The organism is Mesorhizobium sp. M2A.F.Ca.ET.043.05.1.1 (genome assembly GCF_003952445.1).
Lineage (GTDB): Bacteria > Pseudomonadota > Alphaproteobacteria > Rhizobiales > Rhizobiaceae > Mesorhizobium.
The window spans coordinates 3,592,436-3,613,626 of the sequence record NZ_CP034446.1; the positions used below are offsets into that span (position 1 = coordinate 3,592,436).

A 21,191-nucleotide genomic window follows, 5' to 3' on the forward strand; every position below is an offset into this window, starting at 1 on the left:
GCCTCAGATCTCGCCGCCGAGATAAAGACGCTTGACCCGGTCGTCGGTCAGCAGTTCGGCGGAGTCGCCGCTCAGCGCGACACTGCCGGTGGTCAGCGCATAGGCGCGCTGCGAGATGCGCAGCGCCATGCGGGAATTCTGCTCGACCAGAAGCACGCTGACCTTCTCGTCGCGGTTGATGGCGACGATCGAGCGGGCGATGTCCTGGACGAGCTTCGGCGCGACGCCAAGCGACGGCTCGTCGAGCAGCAGCAGCTTCGGTTTCGCCATCAGCGCGCGGCCGATGACCAGCATCTGCTGCTCGCCGCCGCTCATCGTGCCGGCGGCCTGCGAGAAGCGCTCCTTGAGCCGCGGAAAACGGCCCAGCACCATCTCCATCGATGCGGCGATCTCGGACTTGCTGGTGCGTGTGAAGGCGCCCATCAGGAGATTGTCCCTGACCGACATATAGGGGAAGACGCGGCGCCCTTCCGGCACCATGGCGATGCCCATCTTGACGATCTCGTCGGGGGCGGCGCCGTCGATGCGCTTGCCGCCGTAATGGATCTCTCCGGATCGGATCTTGCGCAGTCCGGTGATGGCGCGAAGGATCGACGACTTGCCGGCGCCGTTGGCGCCGATCAGCGCGACGGTCTCGCCCTCGTTGACCTCGAGCGAGACGCCCTTCAGCGCGTAGACGTGGTCGTAATAGAGCTCGACATTGGCGAAGTTCAGGATCTGGTTCATAGGCCGATCGCCTCGTCTTCGCTGCCGAGATAGGCTTCGATCACCTTGTCGTTGGCCTGGATTTCCGACGGCGTTCCCTCGGCGATCTTCTGCCCGAAATTGAGCACCACGAGCCGGTCCGAAATCTTCATCACGGCCGGCATGTCATGCTCGACCAGCAGGATGGTCAGGCCGCGCTCGCGCAGGCGCCGCACCATCTCGACCATGCGCATGGTCTCGTCATGGTTCATGCCGGCGAAGGGCTCGTCGAGCAGCAGGATGGAAGGATTGGTGGCGAGACCGATGGCGATGCCCAGCGCCCGCAAATGGCCATGCGGCAGATTGCGGGCAATCTCATACGCGAGCGAGGAGAGGCCGAGCAGCGCCAGAATCTCATCGGCCGATTGCCCGAAGGCCGCTTCGTCGGCTTTTGCCGTGCCGGTGCCGAGGAAGAAGCCGAACAGGCTCGCCTTGGAGCGCAGATGGTGCGCGATGATGACGTTGTCGCGCACGCTCATGTTCTTGAAGATCGTGGTTTCCTGGAAGGTGCGCACCACGCCCCTGCGGGCGGCGATGTGCGGCGCGAGACCGGAGATGCGTTCGCCCTTTAGGCGCACCTCGCCTGTCGTCGGGCGCAGGAAAGACGAGATCAGCTTGAACAAAGTCGACTTGCCGGCGCCGTTCGGACCGATCACCGACAGGATCTCCTTCTCGCGCACCGAGAAGGAGACGTTGTTGACCGCGACCAGGCCGCCGAAGCGTTTGGTGATACCGGAGACCTCGAGCATTTCCGCCATGGCTCAACCCTTCTTCCGGGTCGTTTCGGCAAGGCTGAGCAGGCCGTTGGGCAGCACCAGCATCAGGACGATCATCAGGCCGGAATAGATGAGCAGCTGGAATTGGCCGGTCTGGAACAGAAGGTCCCAGCCGAAATAGAGCACCAGCGTGCCGAGCATGGGACCGAAGACATAGCCGAGGCCGCCGAGGAAGCAGTTCAGCATGAAGTTGACGGAATCGGTGACGGTGAAGCTCGACGGGTAGATCGACTGCGAGATGGCGGCGAAGATGGCGCCGGAAACACCGCCGAAGAAGGACGAGACGGCATAGGCGATGACGCGCAGATAGGCGATGTTGACGCCGATCGAGGAGGCGAGCTCCTCGTTCTGCTGCAGCGACTGGCAGAGCTTGCCGATGCGCGAGTTGACCAGCCGGTACATGATGGCGAAGCAGACCACCATGAGCGTGACCGCCAGCAGATAGAAGGCGAGCCGCGAATTCTGCAGCGTGGCGAAATCGGGGATCAGCGTGGTGCCGAAGACCGACAGCGCGCCGGGCAGCGGGATGCTGACGATGCCCTTGGCGCCGTTGGTGATCGGCAGCGCCAGAGCGAGCAGGCGCGCAACCTCGGTCAGCACCAGCGTGACCATGGCGAAGTAGACGCCGCGCAGGCGCAGGATCGGCAGGCCGATCAGCACGCTTGCAGCGGCGCAGAACAGACCCGCGACGGGAAGCGTCAGCCAAAACGACCAGCCATGGTTCATCACCAGTATGGCCGAGACATAGCCGCCCATCAGCGCATAGGCGCCCTGGCCGATATTGATGCGTCCGATGTAGAAGGTGAGCCAGACGCCGGCGCTGGCGATGCTGAGCAGCGCCACCGAGGTCAGCGTGTAATAGAGGTCGAAGCGGCCGCTCGACGAGATCGCGACCGGCACGGCGATGAAGACGATCGCCAGGAAAGTGACGACCGCGGCGATCCTGGTGTTGCGATTGGGGGTCATGGCGCGATCAACCCCAGGGCTTGCCCATCAGCCCGTTGGGGCGGACCGACAGGAACACCATCAGGGCGGCGAAGATGACGAGATAGGTGACGTCGCCATATTCACGCAGCACGGTGAGGCCGACCGACTCCATCATGCCGAGGATAAAACCGCCGGCGATCGCGCCGCCGACGACGCCGGCCCCGCCGATCATCACCATCAGGAAGGCCTTGATCGAGATCGGCCCGCCGATGCCTGAATTGACGCCGGTGATGGTGACCAGCAGCCCGCCGACGACGCCCGCCAGCATGGCGCCCATGGCGAAGCCGATCATCGAATAGCGGTCGACGCGGACGCCCATAAGCTGGGCGGCGACACGGTCCTGGGCGAGCGCGCGCATGGCGCGGCCGACCCTGCTGTACTGCATGTAGAGCACGAAGGCGGCGATGAAGACGATCGCCAGCGCACCGACGACGATGCGGTCGTAAGGCATGATGATGCCAACGTCGTTGAACACGCCCTTGACGATCTTGGGAACGCCGCGCTGTTTCTCGCCGAAGAGAAGCAGGATCACGGCATCGAAGAAGAAGGCGGTCGCGGCGGCGAGCAGCATGGTGCTTTCCTCGCGATGGCTGCGTCGGATGACCGTGCGGAAGAGGAATTTCTCCATCAGCGCGCCGATGATGGCGAGCGTCACGCCCGAAGCGAGCAGCGCCACCACGAAAGGCAGGCCGAGCTGGCCGTAGACGGTGTAGGTGATGAACCCGCCCAGCACATACATCTGGCCGTGCGCGAAATTGAGCACGTTCATCAGGGCGAAGATCAGGGTCAGCCCCAGCGCGATCAGCGCGTATTGGGCACCAAGATACAATCCGTTGGCGATGACCTGTTCCATGGATACCTTCGATCTTCCGCGGGGTTCGGCCTGTCGACCGGACCCCATGGCAAGCTTGAGGAAATACGCTCGAAGGTTACGCTAGTCGACGGAGCCGACGAACAGGGTCTGGAATGCGCCGTCCTTGTATTCGTTGACCACCATCGGCACCGAGAGCTGGCGCTTCTGGCCGAAGGACGTCGCGCCGACATAGCTGAGCTTCGCGTCGCCCTTCAGGAAGGGATTGGGCGCGGTGAAGCTGTCCATGGTCTTCTTGAATTCGGCAACGTCGTTGATCGCGGCCGGATTGGCCTTCAGCGTGTCGAGGATGTATTCCAGCGCATAGACCTTGGTGTTGGACTCGTCGTTGTATTCGCCGAACATCTTGGTGTAGCGGGTGACGAATTCCTTCATCTCGTCCGAAGCGATCTCCGGTGTCGAGGCGCCGCCGACGGAGATGAAGCCGTTGGCATATTCGCCGGCGCCCTCTTCCAGAACCTTGGCGTCCTGCGCGGTTTCGGTCGAGATCAGGCCTTCATAGCCGAGCTCGCGGGCGGCGCGGATGAGCAGCGGCGCATTGGCGGGCGCAACGCCCGACAGGACGAGCAGGTCGGGCTTCAAGGCGACGATCGGCGTCAGCACCGGGGTGAAGTCGCGCGTGTCGTTCTGGTAGGTGTCGTTCTGGGCGACGACTTCCAGCCCGAGCGCCTTTGCCGCCTCGACACCGCTGTCGCGCTGGCTGAGCGGGTCGGATTCATTGGCCGCAACAAAGGCGATCTTCTTCACGCCCTTGTTTTCCTTGAGATATTTATAGATCGCCGGACCCGACTGGTAATTGGCGATCATGCCCAGCACGGCGTTGGAGGCCGGCTTCTGGTAGAGCGCCTTGGGGAAGGCGTAGGGGAAATAGATGATGCCGTTGGCCTCGGCGACGGGGCGCACTGCGGCGGCGCCGTCATCCACGTTCGGGCCGACGACATAGTGGATGCCTTCTTGCGCCATTTTCTCCATGCCGGCGATGGCGCGCTTGGGGTCCTTCTGGTCGTCGAAGGTGACGATGTTGATGTTGTAGGTGTCGTTGCCGATCTTGACGCCGCCGGTCTCGTTGAGCCAGGCGGCGCGCGTCTGCATCGAGCGCACGTTCGAGGTGCCCCAGGCGGCGGCCGGGCCGCTGGTGACGCCGACAAAGCCGATTTTCAGTTCCTTGTTTTCAGCCTGCGCATACGAGATGCCGACAGCGGCAATGGCCAGGGTCGAGACGGCGCCGAGCGCCATGGATTTCAGAGTCGAGCGACGGTTGATCATATTGGCAGTTCCCCTTGGTTATCGCGCTTTGTGTTTTGCTCATAGGCTGCGCGGATAGCGTTAAGGGAAACCGCCTAGGGCGGATTGTCAACATCTTTCTTATGTATTGTATACAATGTTTCGCGAGAATGTGTGCACCCGTCAGTATGAGTCGAAGGCTACTTCCCGCAATGATGGTCGTTGATCTTGTTGGTCGCGTTCGCGTCCGGCCTAACGCGGTCGTAGGAGCAAGCGCCAGCGGCGGTGGTGAACAGCTGCTGGTCGTAGTAACGCGGACCGCCGAAGAGCTGATAGAGAAGATCGTCGCTGGCCGGAACATAGCGCTCGCGCTCGACCGGCTGATAATGGCGATGATGGTGCTTTTCGCCCGCAACCGCTTGGGCGGACACGGTCGCGGCCGTGGCCAGCACGAGCGCAAAGAGGGTCAGGTACTTCATCATCGACGGCAACCTTCTGGCAATTTGGATCCGCAGCATATCCAAAATCACCAGTCGCGCAAAAGTTTCCCGTACGGGGCATTTGTCGCCGCCGCACCGCCGGTTGAAGAAAGATAACGGCAATCGTAACGGCGGATTTTCGACAATGGCCGGGTGCGATGCCGGATATCCTCCATTCGTTCGGCCTTCATTTCCGGAGGCCCAAGGAATAGCCCGATGACAGCCAGAGTGATCGTCCTCGACGCCAAGCCGCTCGGCACGGAAGATGTCGCGGAAATCGCGCGGCGCAACGCCCGGCTCGTGCTCGGCGAGGAAGCCATGCGCCGCATCCGCGCAAGCAGGGCGCTGATCGAACATCTCACCCAACTCGGCAAGCCGCTCTACGGCGTCACCACCGGGCTCGGCGCCTGTGTCGACACGCCGTTGGCGCAGGCGGACCTGATCGCCTTCCAGCACAGCGTGCCGCTCAGCCATTCGATGGGCGCCGGCCCATCGCTGCCGACCGAGGCGGTGCGGGCGCTGATGGTCGCGCGCATCTGCGGTATGGCGGCGGGCGGCACCGGCACCTCGGAGGGCGTGGCGCTCGGACTGCTCGCGGCGCTCAACGCCGGCGTCCATCCGGTCATTCCGAGCTGGGGATCGGTGGGCGCCGCGGACCTCGCGCCGCTCGGCCATCTGGCGCGGGCGCTGCGCGGCGACGGTGAGAGCGAGTATCAAGGCAGGATCATGCCATCGGCCGAAGCGCTGAAGCTCGCCGGGCTCGAGCCGCTCGACCTGCGCGAGAAGGACGGCCACGCCATCATCGTCGCCAACAGCCTTTCGACCGGAACGGCGTGCCTCGCGCTTGAGGAGATCGCCTGCCTGATCGACTGGTCGCTGGCGGCAGTCGCGCTCAACTACGAGGCGTTCCGGGCGTCGCTCAAGGCCATCGACGGGGATGCGCTTGCGGCGCGACCGGCCTTCGGCCAGCGCGAGATCGGCGCGCGGCTTAGGGCCGAACTTTCCGGCTCCGGCCTGTGGCACGACAACGCCGCGCGGCGCCTGCAGGATCCGCTCAGCTTCCGCTGCGTGCCGCAAGTATGGGGCGGCCTGCTCCATGCCTATGAGCAGGCGAAACTGGCGACGGAGATCGAGCTCGGCCACTCCGGCGACAATCCGGTCATCCTGCCCGAGGTCGAGCGCGTAATGTCCAACGGCAATTTCGACCTCACCGCCTTCACGCTCACCTGGGAAAATCTCGGCCAGGCGCTGGCGCATTGCGCGGTCGGCACCGCCAACCGCTCGATGAAGCTGATGTCGCCGACGGTGGCGGAACTGCCGCGCTTCCTGTCGGCCCGGGGCGGCAGCCGCCAGGGCTATGCGGAACTGCAGAAGCCGGTCGCGGCACTCGAAGCCGAGATCCGGCACCTCGCCAATCCGATGTCGCTCAGCCCGCTCGCGATCTCGGACGGCGTCGAAGACCAGTCGTCGATGGCGCCACGCGTCGTGGCCAAGACGGCAGGCATCATCGAGCGCCTACGCTATCTGGTGGCGATGGAACTGATCTTCGCCGCCACCGGCGTGGAGTTGCGCGGCGTGCTGGATTCGATGGGCGAAGGCCCGCGGCGCAGCTATGAAGCCGTGCGGGCGCTCGTCGCCCCACTCGACGACGACCGCGAGATGAGCGCCGACATGGCGCGCGTCGCGCACATGGTGGCGGGGCCGCGGCTGTAGAGCGGCAGAGAGATCCGTTACGACCACTGCATCGGTCGGCGCGGACGATCTCGTCGGATGCTCGTCAGTGGTAGTAGATACCGCCGTCCACGTTCAACGCCTGGCCGGTAACGAAGGCCGACAGGTCCGAGGCGAAGAACAGCACAGGTCCGATGATATCCTCCGGCGCGCCGAGGCGCTTCAGCGCCGCGACCTCCTCCCAATGGCGGATCGCGGCTTCGCTTCCCAGATTGTTCTTGCCCATTTCGGTCAGGATGATGCCGGGGCAGATCGCGTTGACGGTGACGCCGTCCATGCCGACCTCCTGCGCCAGAACGCGGGTGAGCGTGATCACCACCGCCTTGGTCGCCGCATAGTGGCCTTGCGTCGGCACGCCCTGGCGGCCGGCGATCGAGGCGATGTTGATCACCCTGCCCGACTTCCTGGCGCGCATATGCGGCAGCACCGCCTGGCACATCATCAGCACGCCTTTGGCGTTGACGTCGAAATGCGCGTCCCAATTGGCTTCGTCCAGATCCTGCAGCAGGCTGGGCTTGAGGATGCCGGCGTTGTTGACCAGCACATCGATGCTGCCCGCCTCTTCAAGCAGTGCCTGCGCCGTCGCCTCGATGTCCTTCTTCTTGCTGACGTCCATCGTGTAGACATAGGCCTTGCGGCCCGCAGCCTCGATCTCGCCCTTGGTCACGTCGAGCTCCGCTGCCTGCGACGGCAGATCGGTGATGGCGACATTGAAGCCCGCTTCGGCGAGCCCCTTGGCGAGCGCCCTGCCGATGCCGCGGCTGGCGCCGGTTACGAGAGCCGTCTTGCCCTTGGCCTCAGGAAGAATGGTCATGCTGCTTCCACCTTTGATGTCTTGACCGGGAGCGAATTCATCGCCGCGACCGTGTCGTCGAATGAAACGAGTTTGCCGTCGGAGCCGAGACCCATCGCCACCTTGGCGGCGACCGCGCTGGCAAAGCGCGCGGACTGTTTCAGGTCCCAGCCTTTGACGATGCCGACGATGATGCCGGCGGTGAAGGAATCGCCGCAGCCCGTGGTGTCGAACACCTCGACCTCGAAAGCCGGCAGACGGAAATCCTCGCCATGTTCGGGCGAGACATGAACGCCGTCGGCGCCCAGCGTGATGATGCAGTTCTTCACGCCCCTCGCCTTGAAGAAGGCCGCGACGCGGGCCGGATCGCGGTCATTCGCCATCTCGCCGGCTTCGTCGATACTCGGCACGAAATAGTCGATGTAGGGAAGGCACGGCTCGACCAGTTTCCACGTCTCCGGCGTCGCCTGGATGAGATCGAAGGTGGTGACGCGTCCAAGCTCCTTGGCGCGTTTCAAGAGCCTGACGGTCGGCTCGCCGTCGAAGCGCTTCAAGAGCCCGGTGCCGCCGACATGGACCACGGTCGCGTCGAGCGCGGCGTCGAGATCGGCGTCGGCGACCTCGAACAAGGTGGCGGTGCCCGGCACATGCAATGCCGGCCGCTCGCCGTTCGGCCGCACCGGCAGGATGGTGGACGAGGTCTGGACGCTGCCGTCGCGGCGAACGAGGCTCGTCTCCAGGCCGTATTTCTTCAGCTTGGCGAGAAACCAGTCGCCCATGTCGTCGAGCCCAAGCGTCGTGACGGCGCGCGTCTTCAGGCCGAGGATGGCGCAGTCCATGCCGGTGGCACCCGCCGTGCCGGCGACGGTCATGCGGATCTCCTCGATATAGTCGGCGCGACCGCCTTCGGGGATGCGCGAGACCGGCCGTCCCAGGATGTCGAGGACGTAGAAGCCGATCGAGCTGACGTCGAATTGGGGCATGGGCAAAAGACCTTTCGAAGTCAATGGGCGGCGCGACGCAGGCCGAAGCTTGCGGCGAGCACCAGGAAGACGAGCACGCCGATGCCGACCTGCTGCCAGTAGAAATTCCAGCCGACCAAAAGCAGCCCGTTCTTGACGATGGCGAGCAGCAACACGCCGAGCAGCGTGCCGATGACCGAAGGCTTGCGCTCGCGGCTGAGCGTCGTGCCGATGAAGGTGGCGCCGATGGCGTCGAGCAGGAAGGCATTGCCGGAGAGCGGCACGTAGGACTTCACCGTCGCCGACAATAGGATACCGGTAACGCCGGCGAGCAGCGCGCACAGCACATGCACCATCGACAATTCGCGCGGCACGCGGATGCCGGAATACCAGGCCACGCCCGGCTGCGCGCCCATCGCCTGGACATAGCGCCCGAACACCGAGCGATGCAGCAGGACATGAACGGCGACGACAAGGACGATCAGCACGATGACCGGCGTTGGCATCCCGAACAGAGCGGTGCGGGCGATGGCGTTGAACTGATCGGCAGCATAGCCGCTTGTGAGATAGATCGGCTGGCCGCCGCTGGTGGCGAGTTGCTGCGTGCTCTGACCGATGAAGAGCACGCCGAGCGTCGCCAGGAACGGACTGATGTTGAGCCTGGTGATGAGGATGGCATTCAGCACGCCCACGATCAGCGCGGCGCCGAGTCCGCCAGCGACGCCGACGATGCCGCTGTAGCCGGCGGCGAGAAGCATGACGAAGATCATGCTTGCCATGTCGACCGAGACGCCGACCGAGAGATCGATGCCGCCCGACGAGATGACGATGGTGAGGCCGAGCGCCACGATCGCCAGCATGACGACATTGTTGACCAGCACGTTGAAGAGGTTGGCTGGCGTGAGAAAAGTCGGACTCGCCACCGAAAAGAAGATGACGATGGCCGCGAAAGCGATGAGCACGCTGTATTTGGCGAGGAAGCCGCGCAGGCTCACCTTGGCGGTGGTGTCATTGGTCGAGACGCTCATCGCGAACCCTCCGAACCGCGGGCAAACGAAGTGATCGCCACCACCAGCAGGATCAGCGCGCCCTGCACGCCGTTGACCCAGTAGCTGGAGACGTTGAGCAGTTGGAAGCCGTTCGCGAGCAGGCCGATGAACAACACGCTGAGCAGCGTGCCGCCCATGGTCGGCACGAAGCGGCGCGAGAAGACAGTGCCGAGCAGCGCCGCCGCCAGCACCGACAGAAGCAGCTCGCCGGAGCCGGGCGTGCTCGCCGACAGACGCGAGACGGTGAGGATGCTCGCCACCGCCGCGCAGAAGCCGCTCAGCACATAGGTGAAGGACACGTAGAACGGCACGCTGATGCCCGCCGCGCGCGCCGCTTCCGGGTGTCCGCCGACGGCGTAGAGCCTGAGCCCGAAGGAGGTGCCGTGAACGACCACGATCATGATGGCGGAGAAGACGATCAGCGCCCAGGCGAGTGCCGAGATGCCGAGGAAGCTGCCGGAGACCAGCACGCCGAGCAGCGGGGAGGATGCGCCGACGACCGTGTTCTGGGTGAGGGTGAGTTCCATGCCGGCCGCGACATTGAGAACGGCAAGTGTTGCGAGCAGCGGCAGGATGCCGAGGCCGACCACGGCAAGGGCGTTCAGCGCGCCAACCGCCATGCCGACGGCAATCGCCGCAAGCACCGAGAGGAAGTCTCCGTAGCCCATGGACAGAAGAGTCGCATAGACCGCGGCGCAGAGCCCCATATTGGCGGCGATCGACAAATCGATGCCGCCTTCGGTGACATCGGAGCCGCCGCCGATGATGACGGAAGTCATGCCGTAGGCGAGCACGCCCAGGATCGCCGACTGCTCGACGACGTTGATCAGGTTGAAGGTCGAGGTGAAGCCCGGCGCGAAGACGACGAAATAGGCCATGATCGCGGCGAAGGCGGCGATGGCGCCCAGCCGCACGACGAGCGCGCCGAAGCGGCGGCCGGCGCTCTTGGCGGCGGCCTGCTTTTCGTCGGAAACACCGACGTCTGTGTGGAGGACAGTCGCGCTCATGCAGCCACTCCATCGATGTTCGAACGTGCGCCCGACGAAGCCGCCAGCAGCGCATCGCTGTTCATCGCAGAACCGGAGAAGCTGCCGGCAAGCCGGCCGCGATAGACGACCAGCACGCGGTCGCAGACGCCGACCAGCTCGAGCAGGTCGGAGGACAGAAGCAGGATCGCCGCGCCCTCGCCCGCCAGCCGATTGAGAAGATTGTAGATCTCGACCTTGGCGCCGACATCGACGGCCACCGTTGGCTCGTCCAGCACATAGACGCGCGACTGGCAGCTCAGCCATTTGGCGATAGCCACCTTCTGCTGATTGCCGCCGGAGAGCTCGCGCACCAGCGCGTCGCGATGCGGCGTCTTGATCGACAGCTCCTTGATCAAGCTGTCCACCGCCTGGTTCTCAGCGCCACGGCTGACCAACCCGCTCTTGGAATAGCGGCGCAGGCTGGCCAGGGAAATGTTCTCGCGCACCGAAAGGCCGAGCGCCACGCCATGGGCGCGGCGGTCTTCTGGCAGCATGGCGATGCCGTCTCGCACCGCCTTGACCGGCGTCGACAGCGCGACCTCCCTGCCCTCGACCTTGATTTGGCCGCCATCGGCGGTCTTGAGGCCGAACAGGCACTGGACGATCTCCTTGGCGCCCGAGCCGAGCAGGCCGGTGAGGCCGACGATCTCGCCGGCGCGGACGTTGAAGCCGATGTTGTCGAAACTGCCGCCGAGGCGAAGATTGGAAACCTCCAGCACCGGCGCGCCTAAAGTGACCGAGCGCTTCGGGAACATCTCGCCGACATCGCGGGCAATCATCATCGCAATGATCTCGTCGATCGGCGTCTGGCGCGGATCGACCGTGCCGACATCGGTGCCGTTGCGCATCACGGTGACGCGGTCGCAGAGCTTTTCGATCTCCTGCATGTAGTGGGAGATGAAGACCACGGCGATGCCGTCGTCGCGCAGCCGGCGCAGCACGTCGAACAGGCTGTCGACCTCGCGCTTGACGAGCGCCGCCGTCGGCTCGTCGAGCACCAGCACAGATGCCTTCTGGGCCAAGGCGCGGGTGATCTGCATGACCTTCTGTTGCGCCGTGGTGAGATCCTTCACAAGCGTTCCGGCCGGCAGCTCCATGCCGAAGAAGCGCTTCAGCAGGTCGGCGGCCCTGCGCTCCATGCCGCGGCGGCTGACGAACGGGCCAAGGCCGATCTCATGGCCGAGGAACACGGCCTCGCCGACCGTCGCGGTCGGCACCAGCAACCGGTCCTGGTGGATGAAGTGCACGCCGAGCTTTTCGACCGAAGCCGGCGTCAGCGAAGTAACAGTCTCGCCATTGATGACGATGGAGCCGCTGTCCGGCTTGATGATGCCGGCCAGCACCTTGATGATGGTCGACTTGCCGGCGCCATTCTGGCCGACGAGGCCGAGGATCGAGCCGCGCGCGATCTCGAGGTTCGCGTTTTGCAAGGCGCGCACCGGACCGAACCGTTTCGAAATGCCTGTCATCGATACAGCAATGTCACGCTTTGCTGTCTGCATGGCCGTCAATCCTGGTTGGATGTGACGGGCAGCCACATAGGCGCGGCTGCCCGACGTTTCGTTCCGTCCTATTTAACGCCAGCCTTCTCGGCGGCGTCGAGGAACGGCTTTCCTTTTTCGGCGGCATTTTCCTTGTTGATCAGCACCGAAGGCACGAAAGTGAAGGGCGGCACCTTTTGGCCGGCCAGATATTTCGCGGCATTGTCGACCGAGGTCTTGCCGATCTCATAGGGCTGCTGCGCCGCGACCGCGCCGGCCGACGACTTCGGATCCATCACCATCTTGATGACTTCCGGGCTGCCGTCGATGCCGTAGGTCTTGACCTCGTTGCGGCCGGCGGCTTCGACCGCCTGGGTGGCGCCGATCTGCGGCACGTCCCAGCAGGCCCAGACCGCGCCGATCGACCCCTTCTCGGGCGACTTGGTCAGCATGTCGGTGACGTTGGAATAGGCGCTCTGCACCGTGTTCGGGATGACGTCGCGCAGCTCGGGCTCGACGATCTTCACATCCGGGAACGAGGTCAGCACATATTTCAGCTGGTCGTAGCGGATCTTGCAGACCGGGACGCTGTAGAAGCCGTTGAAGACCAGCACATTGCCCTTGCCGCCCATGTCGGCGACCATCTGCAGCGCAATCTCGGCACCGATATTGTAGTTGTTGGACGTGGTGTTGTTGATGGCGTGCGGCGTCGCCGTGTCGACCGTGAACAGCGGGATGCCGGCATCGCGGATCTTCTGCAGCCACGGGTTCAGCACTTCGAGATTGCCGAGCTGCTCGATGATCGCGTCCGGCTTCTGCGCGATAAGTGTTTGCAGCTGCGCGATCTGCTGCTGATCCTTGCGGCCGGCGTCGAGCGCGATGACTTCACCGCCGAGCTCCTTGACGCGGTCCTGGATGCCTTTGAAGGCCATCAGGACCCAATAATGGTCGGTGCCGATGGCGGAGACGCCGATGCGCTTGCCTTTGAGCGACAGTTCCTCAGCGCTGGCGCCCGAGATGGCGGCCAGGCTGCAAGCCGCCGCCAACCCCAGAGCGAGCGCCTTGACGAGGCCTTTCATCGAATTTGTCATTTCATTTCCTCCCTTGTTGATCGCTCCGGGCCTTCCCGGAGGATATGCGAAACGTTGAATTGCTGCTCCAGCCCCTTGTTGGTCGCTTCGGGCAGAGCCCTCCGCTCAGGCAGCGGCGTCATTGTCGCGCAGGCCGTAGCTGGCCATGCGCTTGATGACGTTTTCGACCTCCTCGTCGGATAGGATCGGCGGCTCGCCGATTTGCAGGGCGCCGTGATACTGGCGCGCCAGCGTCTCGACCTCGACGGCGAGCCACATCGCCTGGGCGAGGCTCGATCCGACGGCGATCATGCCGTGCTGGGCAAGCAGGCAGGCCTTGCGGCCGCGCAACGCCTCCACCGCATGCGCCGAAAGCTCCGCCGTGCCGAAGGTGGCGTAGGGCGCGCAACGAATGTCGTTGCCGCCGGCGACCGCGACCATGTAATGGATCGCCGGTATCTTCCGGCCCATGATGGCGATCGTCGTGCAGTAGGTCGGATGCGCGTGGACGACCGCGTTGACCTCGGGCCGCGCCTTCATGATGTCGAGATGGAAACGCCATTCGCTGGACGGCGGGAGGCGTCCGTCGACCTCGCCGTCCCAGGCCATGAAGACGATGTCCTCGGGCACCAGCGTGTCATAGGGCGTGCTCGTCGGCGAGATCAGCATGCCCTCGCCATGGCGGCAGCTGATGTTGCCTGATGTGCCCTGGTTGATGCCGAGTGCGTTCATCTCGATACAGGCGTCGATGATGGCCTGGCGCACATCTCGGTCCGAAACGGTCATGCGATATTCCAATCCTTGCTCAGTCCGTCACCAGGCCGTGTAGCCGCCATCGATCGACAGGATCGCGCCCGTCACGTAGTTCGAGGCCGGCGACGCCAGGAACAGGATCGCCGAAGCGATCTCTTGCGGCGTGCCCAGCCGACCCATCGGCGTCATGTCGATCCAGGTGTTGAAGAGTTCGGGACGCTCGCGCATCTTCAGCGTCATCTCGGTGCCGACGTAGCCCGGCGCCAGCGCGTTGACGCGCACGCCTGATTTCGCCCACTCGACCGCAAGCGCCTTGGTCATCATGTGCACGGCGCCCTTGCTCACCATGTAGGAGGGCGCGGTCTGCGGACGGTTGATGATCAGCCCCGACATGGAACCCAGATTGACGATGGAGCCCTTCTTGCGGGCGACCATCGAACGGCCGAAAGCGCGCGAAGCCCAGTAGACGCCGTTGACGTTGACATCCATCACCAGGCGCCATTCCTCGTCCGGGGTTTCGAGCGCGGTGTTGAGGCGTGCGATGCCGGCGCTGTTGACCAGGATATCGACCTTGCCGAAATCCGCGACGACTGCGGTTGCCATCGCCTCGACGGCTTGCGGATCGTTAACGTTCAACACGCGGCCATCGACGCTCGCGACGCCAGCCGCCTGGAGCACCTCGGCAGCGGCCTTCAGCCCATCCGCATCCATGTCGAGCAGGACGATCCTCGCGCCGCAAGTTCCCAGCGCCTTGGCGGCCTCGAGACCGATGCCGCTGGCGCCGCCGGTGACAACGGCAACCTCGCCCGTCAGGTCGAATTGCGACCGGTAGTCCATGCACGTCCTCCATCAGGACAGGCTTGAGCGCGGGCAAAACGCTGCCCTCGCCGCCGAAGCGGCACCGCAAGCCGGCCGGTCCTGATAATGCCTCCGGGGTCAGGCTCCTCCCGACCCCATGACAGCGACGTTACAGAAGCTTCTCTGGTCCGTCAATCTGGTTATAACCAGAAAACGAAATCTTTCTTGGATGTGTGCAATTCAGGTGCGATCGACACCGTTCACCGTCGCCGACGGCTGCTCGACCGCCATGTGGATGCGGGCGACGGAGGAGTTGTAGAAGGCCTCGTAATATTCAAGCGCGGCGCCGTCGGAATCATAGGCGATCGACTCGATCTCGATCAGCGGCGTGTTGGCGGCGACACCCATCTGATCGGCTTCTTCCTTGGTGGGAAGCGCGGCACGCAGCCAGCGGTCGGCACGCTTCACCGTCAGGCCGAAGACGGCGCGGATGGTGCCGAAGATCGACTGGTTTTCCGACAGGATGTTCTCCAGCCCCGGCACCCGATGCCCCGGCAGGCTGATGCGCGTCATGGTGATCGGCGTGCCGTCGGTCATGTAGACGCGGCTGATGCGGACCACGCTGCCATTGGCGGGAATGCCGAAGACCTTGGACTCCTTCTCGCTTGGCGGGCAGCGGTAGATCTCCAGCGTGCGGGTCGAGACCTTGTGGCCCTTGGCGGTCAAATCGTCGAACACGCCGAGATTGGCGGTCATGAAGTCTACATGCTCCCGGGGAGCGGCGACGAACATGCCCTTGCGCGGCATCTTGATGATGCGGCCTTCATTGGACAGCGATCCGATCGCGGCGCGCACGACGGGACGAGAGACGCCGAAGAAATCGCAGAGCGCCTGTTCTGACGGAATGCGCGAATTGGCTGCCAGCAGGCCGGTGTTGATCGCCTCCTCGACCTGGTTGCGCAACTGCACCCAGAGCGGGGCAGCCTCGTCGCGGTTGAGCTGGACCTTGGAGCCGATCGAGCGGAAAGCCTCTGCCGCCTCGGCGTCTTCCTGATCGTAACGAGGACGCCCGCGCGTTCTGGTTGCCTGTTCCATTCGGGTCCCGCCGCAAAATCATTTGCCGCGACTCAGAAAGCGGCAGCGCCACCCTACCGGAGGCCGCCCGCCATTTTCACGCTCTCCGGCAAGTTTCGCAACCACAGCATGGCGGCCGCCCCCAGAAGCGGTCCGGGAACCAGGAGCAGGAAGGCCCAGCGCCACCCGCCGATGAAGTCGGCGAAGCGCGGCGTCAGCCAGATGGCGAGCACCGTCAGCGCGAAACCGGCGCCGAGCTGCACCGACAGAGCGGTGCCGACAAAGCGGCGGTCGGTAAGCTCGGTGACGGCGGCGGAGAACTGCGCCGAATCACCGATCACCGAAACGCCCCAGACGATCGCCACCAGCATGAACAGCCAGAGCGGTCCGGTGAACAGAAAGCCCATCAGCAGCGCGCAGCTTCCCGAGACGAGCATCATGCCGGCGGTGGTGGCGGTGCGGCCGATGCGGTCCGACAGATAGCCGCCGAGCAGACAACCGAGGATGCCGGAGGCGACGACGAAGAAAGTCGCGAGCGAGGCGGTGGCGGTGGTTCCGATCACCTGCACCTCGAAGGCGGCGCGCGTATAGGCAAGCAGCCAGGCCCACATGGCGTAGAGCTCCCACATGTGGCCGAGATAGCCGAGATTGGCGAGGAGCAGCGGCTTTTCGCGAAACACCTGGCCGATGCGCGAGGGCTCGAAGATAGCCTTGCCGAAGGGATAGGGTCCTTCCTTCGCGAACAGCAGGAAGAGCAGCGCGCCCGCAGCGGTGGCCAAGCTTGCCGCGGCAACCACCGGACGCCAGTCGAGCACGGTCGAGAGGGCGCGGAAGAGATGCGGCAGCGCCGAACCGACTGTCAGCGCGCCGATGACCGCCCCGAGAGCCAGTCCCCGGTCGCGTGTGAACCAAGTGGCGACCAGCTTCAGCGCCGGCGGGTAGACCCCGGCAAGCGCGGCGCCGGTGACGATGCGCGCGGCGATTATCCCGCCAGGCCCCAGATGAAGCAGCAGCGTCGCGTTGGCTAAAGCGGCGACAAGGGCTGCTGCCGCCATCAGGCGGCTCAGCCGTACAAGGTCCGGCAGATTGACCAGGCTCGCCGCCAGCGCGCCGATGACGAAGCCGACCTGGACGCCATTGGTCAGCCAGGCCTCGGCGCTCGCGCCCAGCGCCAGCTCCTGCTTCAGCTCGGGAAGGATCGCGGTGGCCGAAAACCAGGTGGTCAGCGACAGGACGACCGCCAGGCAAAGCAGCGATAGCACGCGCCAGCGCTCGCTGTCGGCCGCCGTGCCATGCCGGCCGCCGCCGACCGTGCTCATGCGCCTTGCAGCGGTACGGTGAACACCGTGGCCGTGCCGGTGAGACAAAGCTCGCCCTGACCGTTGCGCACGCTGGTCTCGATCTTGCAGATCGGCTTGTCGGGCCGCACTTCCTTGACCTCCACGCGTCCGGTGATCTCCTCGTCAACGCCGACCGCCTTGACGAACCTCCAGGCCACTTCGAGGAACACGGTTCCGGGGCCGGGCAGATCCTCCGCGACCAGGGCGTTGAGGATGCCGGAGGTCACGCCGCCCTGAACGATCAGCTTGCCGAACACCGACTTCTCGGCCAGCGCGCGGTCGTAATGCAGGGGATTGCGATCGCCGGTGATGTCGGTGAACGCCTCGATGTCGCTCATCCTCGTGCGCCGCGTGCGCTCGGCAAAGGCGCCGACCTGCGGACGGCCTTTCACGACACCCACCCAACCATCTTTCGTCTCGGTGCTCATTTAGGCTTCTCCTCTGCTCCGGGTTCGACTGGTTTGAAGGCCGGCAGGACACGGCCGCCGATGGGGGTCGGCGCAAGCCGCAACACGTCCCCGACCTGTAGCGGCCGTGTGCCGGGCAGGATGAAGCTCAGCATCGTCGGGCCTTCGGCCAATTCGACCAGGCCGACCACATAGGGTGCCGCCGGCAGCCAGCCGGGATGGCCGGGCCTATGCACCTCGGAAAAGGACTTGAGCCGTCCCCTGCCCGATGCGTCTTTCCACAGCAGGTGCCTGCTCCAGCAATGCGGGCAGATCGGGCGCGGATAGAAGATGGCCTTGCCGCAATCCTCGCAGCGCTGGATGGTCAGCCGGCCCTCGGCGGCGGCATCCCAGAACGGCCTGGTCAGCGCGGTGATCGTCGGGCCAGGGGTTTTCAGCGTGTTGAGATCGACGGACATCAGGCGGCTCCCAACACCAGCGCGGTCGCTTCGCTCATCGTCGCGCCATTGCCGGTGACCAGGGCGAGCCCGGCCTTGCCGATCTGGCGCTCGCCCGCCTCCCCGCGCAGCTGGCGCACCGCTTCGACGACATGGGTCATGCCGCCAGCAAGGTCGGACTGGCCGAAGCCGAGCTGGCCGCCATGTGTGTTGAGCGGCTTGTCACCCTTGTGGGAAAGATCGTGGTCGCCGAGCCACGCACCGAACTGGCCCGGCGCGCAGAGGCCTGCATCCTCGATCGTTGTCGCGACCATGATCGTGTAGCAGTCGTAGAGCGACAGAAGGTCCATCTCGTCAGCCTTCGTGCCGGACTGTTGGAAGGCGCGCGCCATCGCGCTCTTCAGCGGACCGGAGGTGAGGTGCGGGGCCTGGCTGACCGCGCGGTGCGTGACCTTCTCGCCGGCGCCGAGCAGATGGACAGGTGGCCTGCGCAACGACCGCGCGCGTTCGGCCGAGGTGACGACCACCGCTTCGCCGCCGGCGACCGGCATGACGATTTCGAGGAGATGCAGCGGCGAGGCGATTATCGGCGAGGCCAGCACCGCTTCGACATCGGCCGGCTTGCCATGGAAGATGGCGTCGGGATTGAGCTGGGCATTGGCTCGCGCCGTCGCGGCGATCAGCGCGAAATCGCGCGCGGTCGAGCCGTATTCGGCCATATGCGCCTGCATCAGCAGCGCATAGGAGATGTTGGCGCCCGAGGCGCCGAAAGGCACGTCGAACTCGCGGATCGGATTGCGGTTGGGCGAGCGTGGTGCTGTCTCCTCGCGGTTGTTGGCGAGCACGCACAACACCGCCTCGCACATGCCGGCCTCGATCGCGGCGGCCGCGCGCCAGACCATGCCGGCGCCTGATGCGCCGCCGAGGTCGACGACATTGGCCATGGTCGGCGCGAGACCCAGATGTTCGGCGATCGTCGCCGGAACATGCTGCGGCGTCTCGCCGACCTGCGGCCCGACCAGCAGCCCGTCGATCGCCGCCGGCTCCAGCCCGGCGTCGAGCACCGCCAGGCGGGAGACCTCGGCGATCATTTCCAGCGTCGTCACGCCCTGCGTCAGGCGCTGCGGCTTCAACTCGCCGATGCCGACGATCGCTCCCTTTGCCCGGCTCATGCCGCCTTGCTCCGGTCGAGCGCGCGGTATTCCTCGAGACATGCCGGATTGGCGAGCGAAGCCATGTTCTTGACAGGCTTGCCTTCGAGCGTGGTGCGGGCGGCGCCCTCGACGCGCTTGCCGTTCAGCGTGTAGGGCACGGCCTGCACTGCGTGGATGCGATGCGGCACGTGACGGGGCGAGGCGCCTTCGCGGATCGCTTTGCGAATTCGCGCGGCAAGCTCGGGGCTCAGCGCATAACCGTCATTCAGCTTGACGCAGAGCACGATTTCCTCGTCGCCCTCGACCGGCGCGCCGAATACCAGGCAATCCTCGATCTCAGCAAAATTCTCGCAGGCCGCGTAGATTTCCGCCGTGCCGATCCGCACGCCGCCGGGCTTCAGCGTCGTGTCCGAGCGGCCGTGGATTATGCCAGAGCCGTAAGCCGTCATCTCGGCGACATCGCCATGCGTCCAGATCTCGCGGCGCGCGGCGAAATAGGTGGCGTGGTAACGCGCATCGCCGTCCTTGCCCCAGAAGGTCAGCGGCATGGATGGGAACGGCTCGGTGCAAACGAGATCGCCCTGCCGGCCGATGACCGGCGCGTTGCGCTCGTCCATGACAGCCACGGCGAGGCCGAGCCCTTTCACCGTCAACTCGCCGCGACGCACAGTATGGATCGGCGATCCCAGCAGGAAGCAGCCGATGATCTCGGTGCCGCCGGAGATCGAAGCGAAGATCATGTCGCGCTTCACATGATCGTAGACCCAGTCGAACTGCCCGGGTGAGACGGGCGCACCGGCCGACAGCAGCGAACGCAGCGACGAGACATCATGCAGGCGCCCAGGCGCGTAACCTTCGGCAGCAAGTGTCGCCAGATATTTCGGGCTGGTGCCGAAATGCGTGACCTTGGCGCGCTCCGCCATCGTCCAGAGCGGACTGAGGTCGAGGCCATCGGCCGATTTCAGGATCGGCGAGCCGTCATAGAGCACCACGCTCGCGCCGCAGGCCAGACCTGAGATCAGCCAGTGATACATCATCCAGGCGGTGTTGGTGTACCAGCTCATGACGTCGCCCGGGCGGACGTCGCCGTGGAGCAGGTGCTCCTTCAGATGCTGGAGCAGCACGCCGCCGGTGCGATGGACGATCGCCTTCGGCGCGCCTGTCGTGCCGGAGGTGTAGAGCACATAGGCCGGGCGGTCGAAGGGCACGCGCTCGAAGACTAGAGGACCGTCGCCGCCGAAATCGCCAAACGAAATGCAATCTGCCGCGCAATCCGGCTTGGCGCCCGGTTCGCCGGTCAGCACCAGCGTCGTCACCGTCGGCATCGCGGCGACGATCTCGGCCAGCCTGCCGGAGATGTCGTGCTCCTTGCCCGCATAGCGATAGCGCGGCGCCGCGAACAGCACCTTGACGCCGATCTGGCCGAGGCGATCGACGATCGCGGCGACGCCGAAATCCGGCGAGCAGGACGACCAGACGGCGCCGACGGAAAGCGTCGCCAAAAGCGCCACGAGCCCTTCGACCCTATTTGGCAGGATACCGCCGACGCAATCGCCCTTGCCGACGCCGGCCGCGCGCAGGCCATGCGCCGTCCTGGCGACGAGCCGGCGCAATTCGCCCAGTGTGATGGTCTGGAAACGGCCGCTCTCGTCGGCCTCGATGAGAGCAACCCTCGCCTCATCGCCGCGCAGCAGGTTTTCCGCGAGATTGAGTGTCGCTTCCGGCAGGAAGCGACTCCCGGTCATCGGCGCATTGTCGTCGCGCAGGAAGGCGATCGTGCCCGGATGGCCAATGACCTCGGCGAAATCCCACAGCGCCCGCCAGAAGGCGCCGGGATCGCCGATCGACCAGCGATGCAGCGTCTCGTAGTCGCGCGGATCGAAGCCGTTGGCCATCGAAAAGCGCGCAAGATTGGACGATTGGAACGCGGCCGGCGCCGGCGTCCAAAGCATGGATGACATGGATTTCCTCCCCGCAATGCAGGTCGGGCTCTTTGCCGCGACCTTGCCTGCCGACGCATTTCATGATTATTG

Annotated in this window: 21 protein-coding genes; 1 reads left to right on the plus strand and 20 read right to left on the minus strand. The window is 65.0% G+C overall.

The features are described 5' to 3' along the window. Positions 1–3: 3 nt before the first annotated feature. The 6 genes from EJ069_RS17635 to EJ069_RS17660 all read right to left on the minus strand — a co-directional run bounded on the left by EJ069_RS17635 (position 4) and on the right by EJ069_RS17660 (position 5,084). Positions 4–726 (minus strand): ABC transporter ATP-binding protein, encoded by a 723-nt coding sequence (locus EJ069_RS17635; protein WP_126062390.1) that lies wholly within the window; start codon positions 724–726, stop codon positions 4–6. Then, positions 723–1,502 (minus strand): ABC transporter ATP-binding protein, encoded by a 780-nt coding sequence (locus EJ069_RS17640; RefSeq protein ID WP_126062391.1) that lies wholly within the window; start codon positions 1,500–1,502, stop codon positions 723–725. Before EJ069_RS17640 ends, EJ069_RS17635 begins: the two co-directional genes overlap by 4 nt. A 3-nt stretch (positions 1,503–1,505) precedes the next feature. Further along, the gene (locus EJ069_RS17645) at positions 1,506–2,486 is read right to left on the minus strand and encodes a branched-chain amino acid ABC transporter permease (RefSeq protein ID WP_126062392.1); all 981 of its coding nucleotides are present in this window, start codon (positions 2,484–2,486) and stop codon (positions 1,506–1,508) included. Positions 2,487–2,493: 7 nt separating this feature from the next. After that, positions 2,494–3,360 (minus strand): branched-chain amino acid ABC transporter permease, encoded by an 867-nt coding sequence (locus EJ069_RS17650; protein ID WP_126062393.1) that lies wholly within the window; start codon positions 3,358–3,360, stop codon positions 2,494–2,496. An 81-nt stretch (positions 3,361–3,441) separates the two neighbouring features. Beyond that, positions 3,442–4,644 carry an ABC transporter substrate-binding protein gene (locus EJ069_RS17655; protein ID WP_126062394.1) on the minus strand — a complete coding sequence of 401 codons (1,203 nt, stop codon included), beginning with the start codon at positions 4,642–4,644 and terminating at the stop codon, positions 3,442–3,444. 158 nt (positions 4,645–4,802) lie between these two features. Then, positions 4,803–5,084 (minus strand): hypothetical protein, encoded by a 282-nt coding sequence (locus EJ069_RS17660; protein WP_126064775.1) that lies wholly within the window; start codon positions 5,082–5,084, stop codon positions 4,803–4,805. A 213-nt stretch (positions 5,085–5,297) separates the two neighbouring features. Here EJ069_RS17660 and hutH point away from each other — a divergent pair, with 213 nt between their 5' ends. Further along, on the plus strand, positions 5,298–6,794 hold the full coding sequence (gene hutH / locus EJ069_RS17665) for a histidine ammonia-lyase (RefSeq protein ID WP_126062395.1): 1,497 nt from the start codon (positions 5,298–5,300) through the stop codon (positions 6,792–6,794). A gap of 64 nt (positions 6,795–6,858) precedes the next feature. Here the strand turns inward: hutH and EJ069_RS17670 are convergent, their stop codons facing one another. The 14 genes from EJ069_RS17670 to EJ069_RS17735 all read right to left on the minus strand — a co-directional run bounded on the left by EJ069_RS17670 (position 6,859) and on the right by EJ069_RS17735 (position 21,119). After that, on the minus strand, positions 6,859–7,626 hold the full coding sequence (locus EJ069_RS17670) for an SDR family NAD(P)-dependent oxidoreductase (RefSeq protein WP_042638853.1): 768 nt from the start codon (positions 7,624–7,626) through the stop codon (positions 6,859–6,861). After that, positions 7,623–8,588, minus strand: a complete 966-nt coding sequence (locus tag EJ069_RS17675; protein ID WP_126062396.1) for a sugar kinase — start codon at positions 8,586–8,588, stop codon at positions 7,623–7,625. Before EJ069_RS17675 ends, EJ069_RS17670 begins: the two co-directional genes overlap by 4 nt. Before the next feature lie 20 nt (positions 8,589–8,608). Further along, positions 8,609–9,595: an ABC transporter permease gene (locus EJ069_RS17680; protein WP_126062397.1), complete on the minus strand. Its 987-nt coding sequence runs from the start codon at positions 9,593–9,595 to the stop codon at positions 8,609–8,611. Then, positions 9,592–10,623 carry an ABC transporter permease gene (locus tag EJ069_RS17685; protein WP_042638849.1) on the minus strand — a complete coding sequence of 344 codons (1,032 nt, stop codon included), beginning with the start codon at positions 10,621–10,623 and terminating at the stop codon, positions 9,592–9,594. Before EJ069_RS17685 ends, EJ069_RS17680 begins: the two co-directional genes overlap by 4 nt. Next, positions 10,620–12,146, minus strand: a complete 1,527-nt coding sequence (locus tag EJ069_RS17690) for a sugar ABC transporter ATP-binding protein (RefSeq protein WP_189475861.1) — start codon at positions 12,144–12,146, stop codon at positions 10,620–10,622. The genes EJ069_RS17685 and EJ069_RS17690 overlap by 4 nt, the downstream gene beginning before the upstream one ends. Positions 12,147–12,214: 68 nt before the next feature. Next, a complete protein-coding gene (locus tag EJ069_RS17695) occupies positions 12,215–13,216 on the minus strand; it encodes a sugar ABC transporter substrate-binding protein (protein ID WP_210211300.1) in 1,002 nt (333 codons plus the stop codon). A gap of 105 nt (positions 13,217–13,321) precedes the next feature. Continuing rightward, positions 13,322–13,981, minus strand: a complete 660-nt coding sequence (locus EJ069_RS17700) for an L-fuculose-phosphate aldolase (protein ID WP_126062398.1) — start codon at positions 13,979–13,981, stop codon at positions 13,322–13,324. A 27-nt stretch (positions 13,982–14,008) separates the two neighbouring features. Continuing rightward, a complete protein-coding gene (locus EJ069_RS17705) occupies positions 14,009–14,785 on the minus strand; it encodes a glucose 1-dehydrogenase (RefSeq protein ID WP_126062399.1) in 777 nt (258 codons plus the stop codon). Positions 14,786–14,986: 201 nt separating this feature from the next. After that, on the minus strand, positions 14,987–15,841 hold the full coding sequence (locus EJ069_RS17710) for a GntR family transcriptional regulator (protein WP_126062400.1): 855 nt from the start codon (positions 15,839–15,841) through the stop codon (positions 14,987–14,989). Positions 15,842–15,894: 53 nt separating this feature from the next. After that, positions 15,895–17,139, minus strand: a complete 1,245-nt coding sequence (locus EJ069_RS17715) for an MFS transporter (RefSeq protein ID WP_126062401.1) — start codon at positions 17,137–17,139, stop codon at positions 15,895–15,897. Then, positions 17,136–17,588 (minus strand): MaoC family dehydratase, encoded by a 453-nt coding sequence (locus EJ069_RS17720; RefSeq protein WP_126062402.1) that lies wholly within the window; start codon positions 17,586–17,588, stop codon positions 17,136–17,138. Before EJ069_RS17720 ends, EJ069_RS17715 begins: the two co-directional genes overlap by 4 nt. Continuing rightward, positions 17,585–18,025 (minus strand): zinc ribbon domain-containing protein, encoded by a 441-nt coding sequence (locus EJ069_RS17725; protein WP_126062403.1) that lies wholly within the window; start codon positions 18,023–18,025, stop codon positions 17,585–17,587. Before EJ069_RS17725 ends, EJ069_RS17720 begins: the two co-directional genes overlap by 4 nt. Next, positions 18,025–19,176: a thiolase family protein gene (locus tag EJ069_RS17730; RefSeq protein WP_126062404.1), complete on the minus strand. Its 1,152-nt coding sequence runs from the start codon at positions 19,174–19,176 to the stop codon at positions 18,025–18,027. Before EJ069_RS17730 ends, EJ069_RS17725 begins: the two co-directional genes overlap by 1 nt. Continuing rightward, on the minus strand, positions 19,173–21,119 hold the full coding sequence (locus tag EJ069_RS17735; RefSeq protein WP_126062405.1) for an acetoacetate--CoA ligase: 1,947 nt from the start codon (positions 21,117–21,119) through the stop codon (positions 19,173–19,175). Before EJ069_RS17735 ends, EJ069_RS17730 begins: the two co-directional genes overlap by 4 nt. Positions 21,120–21,191: the final 72 nt, after the last annotated feature.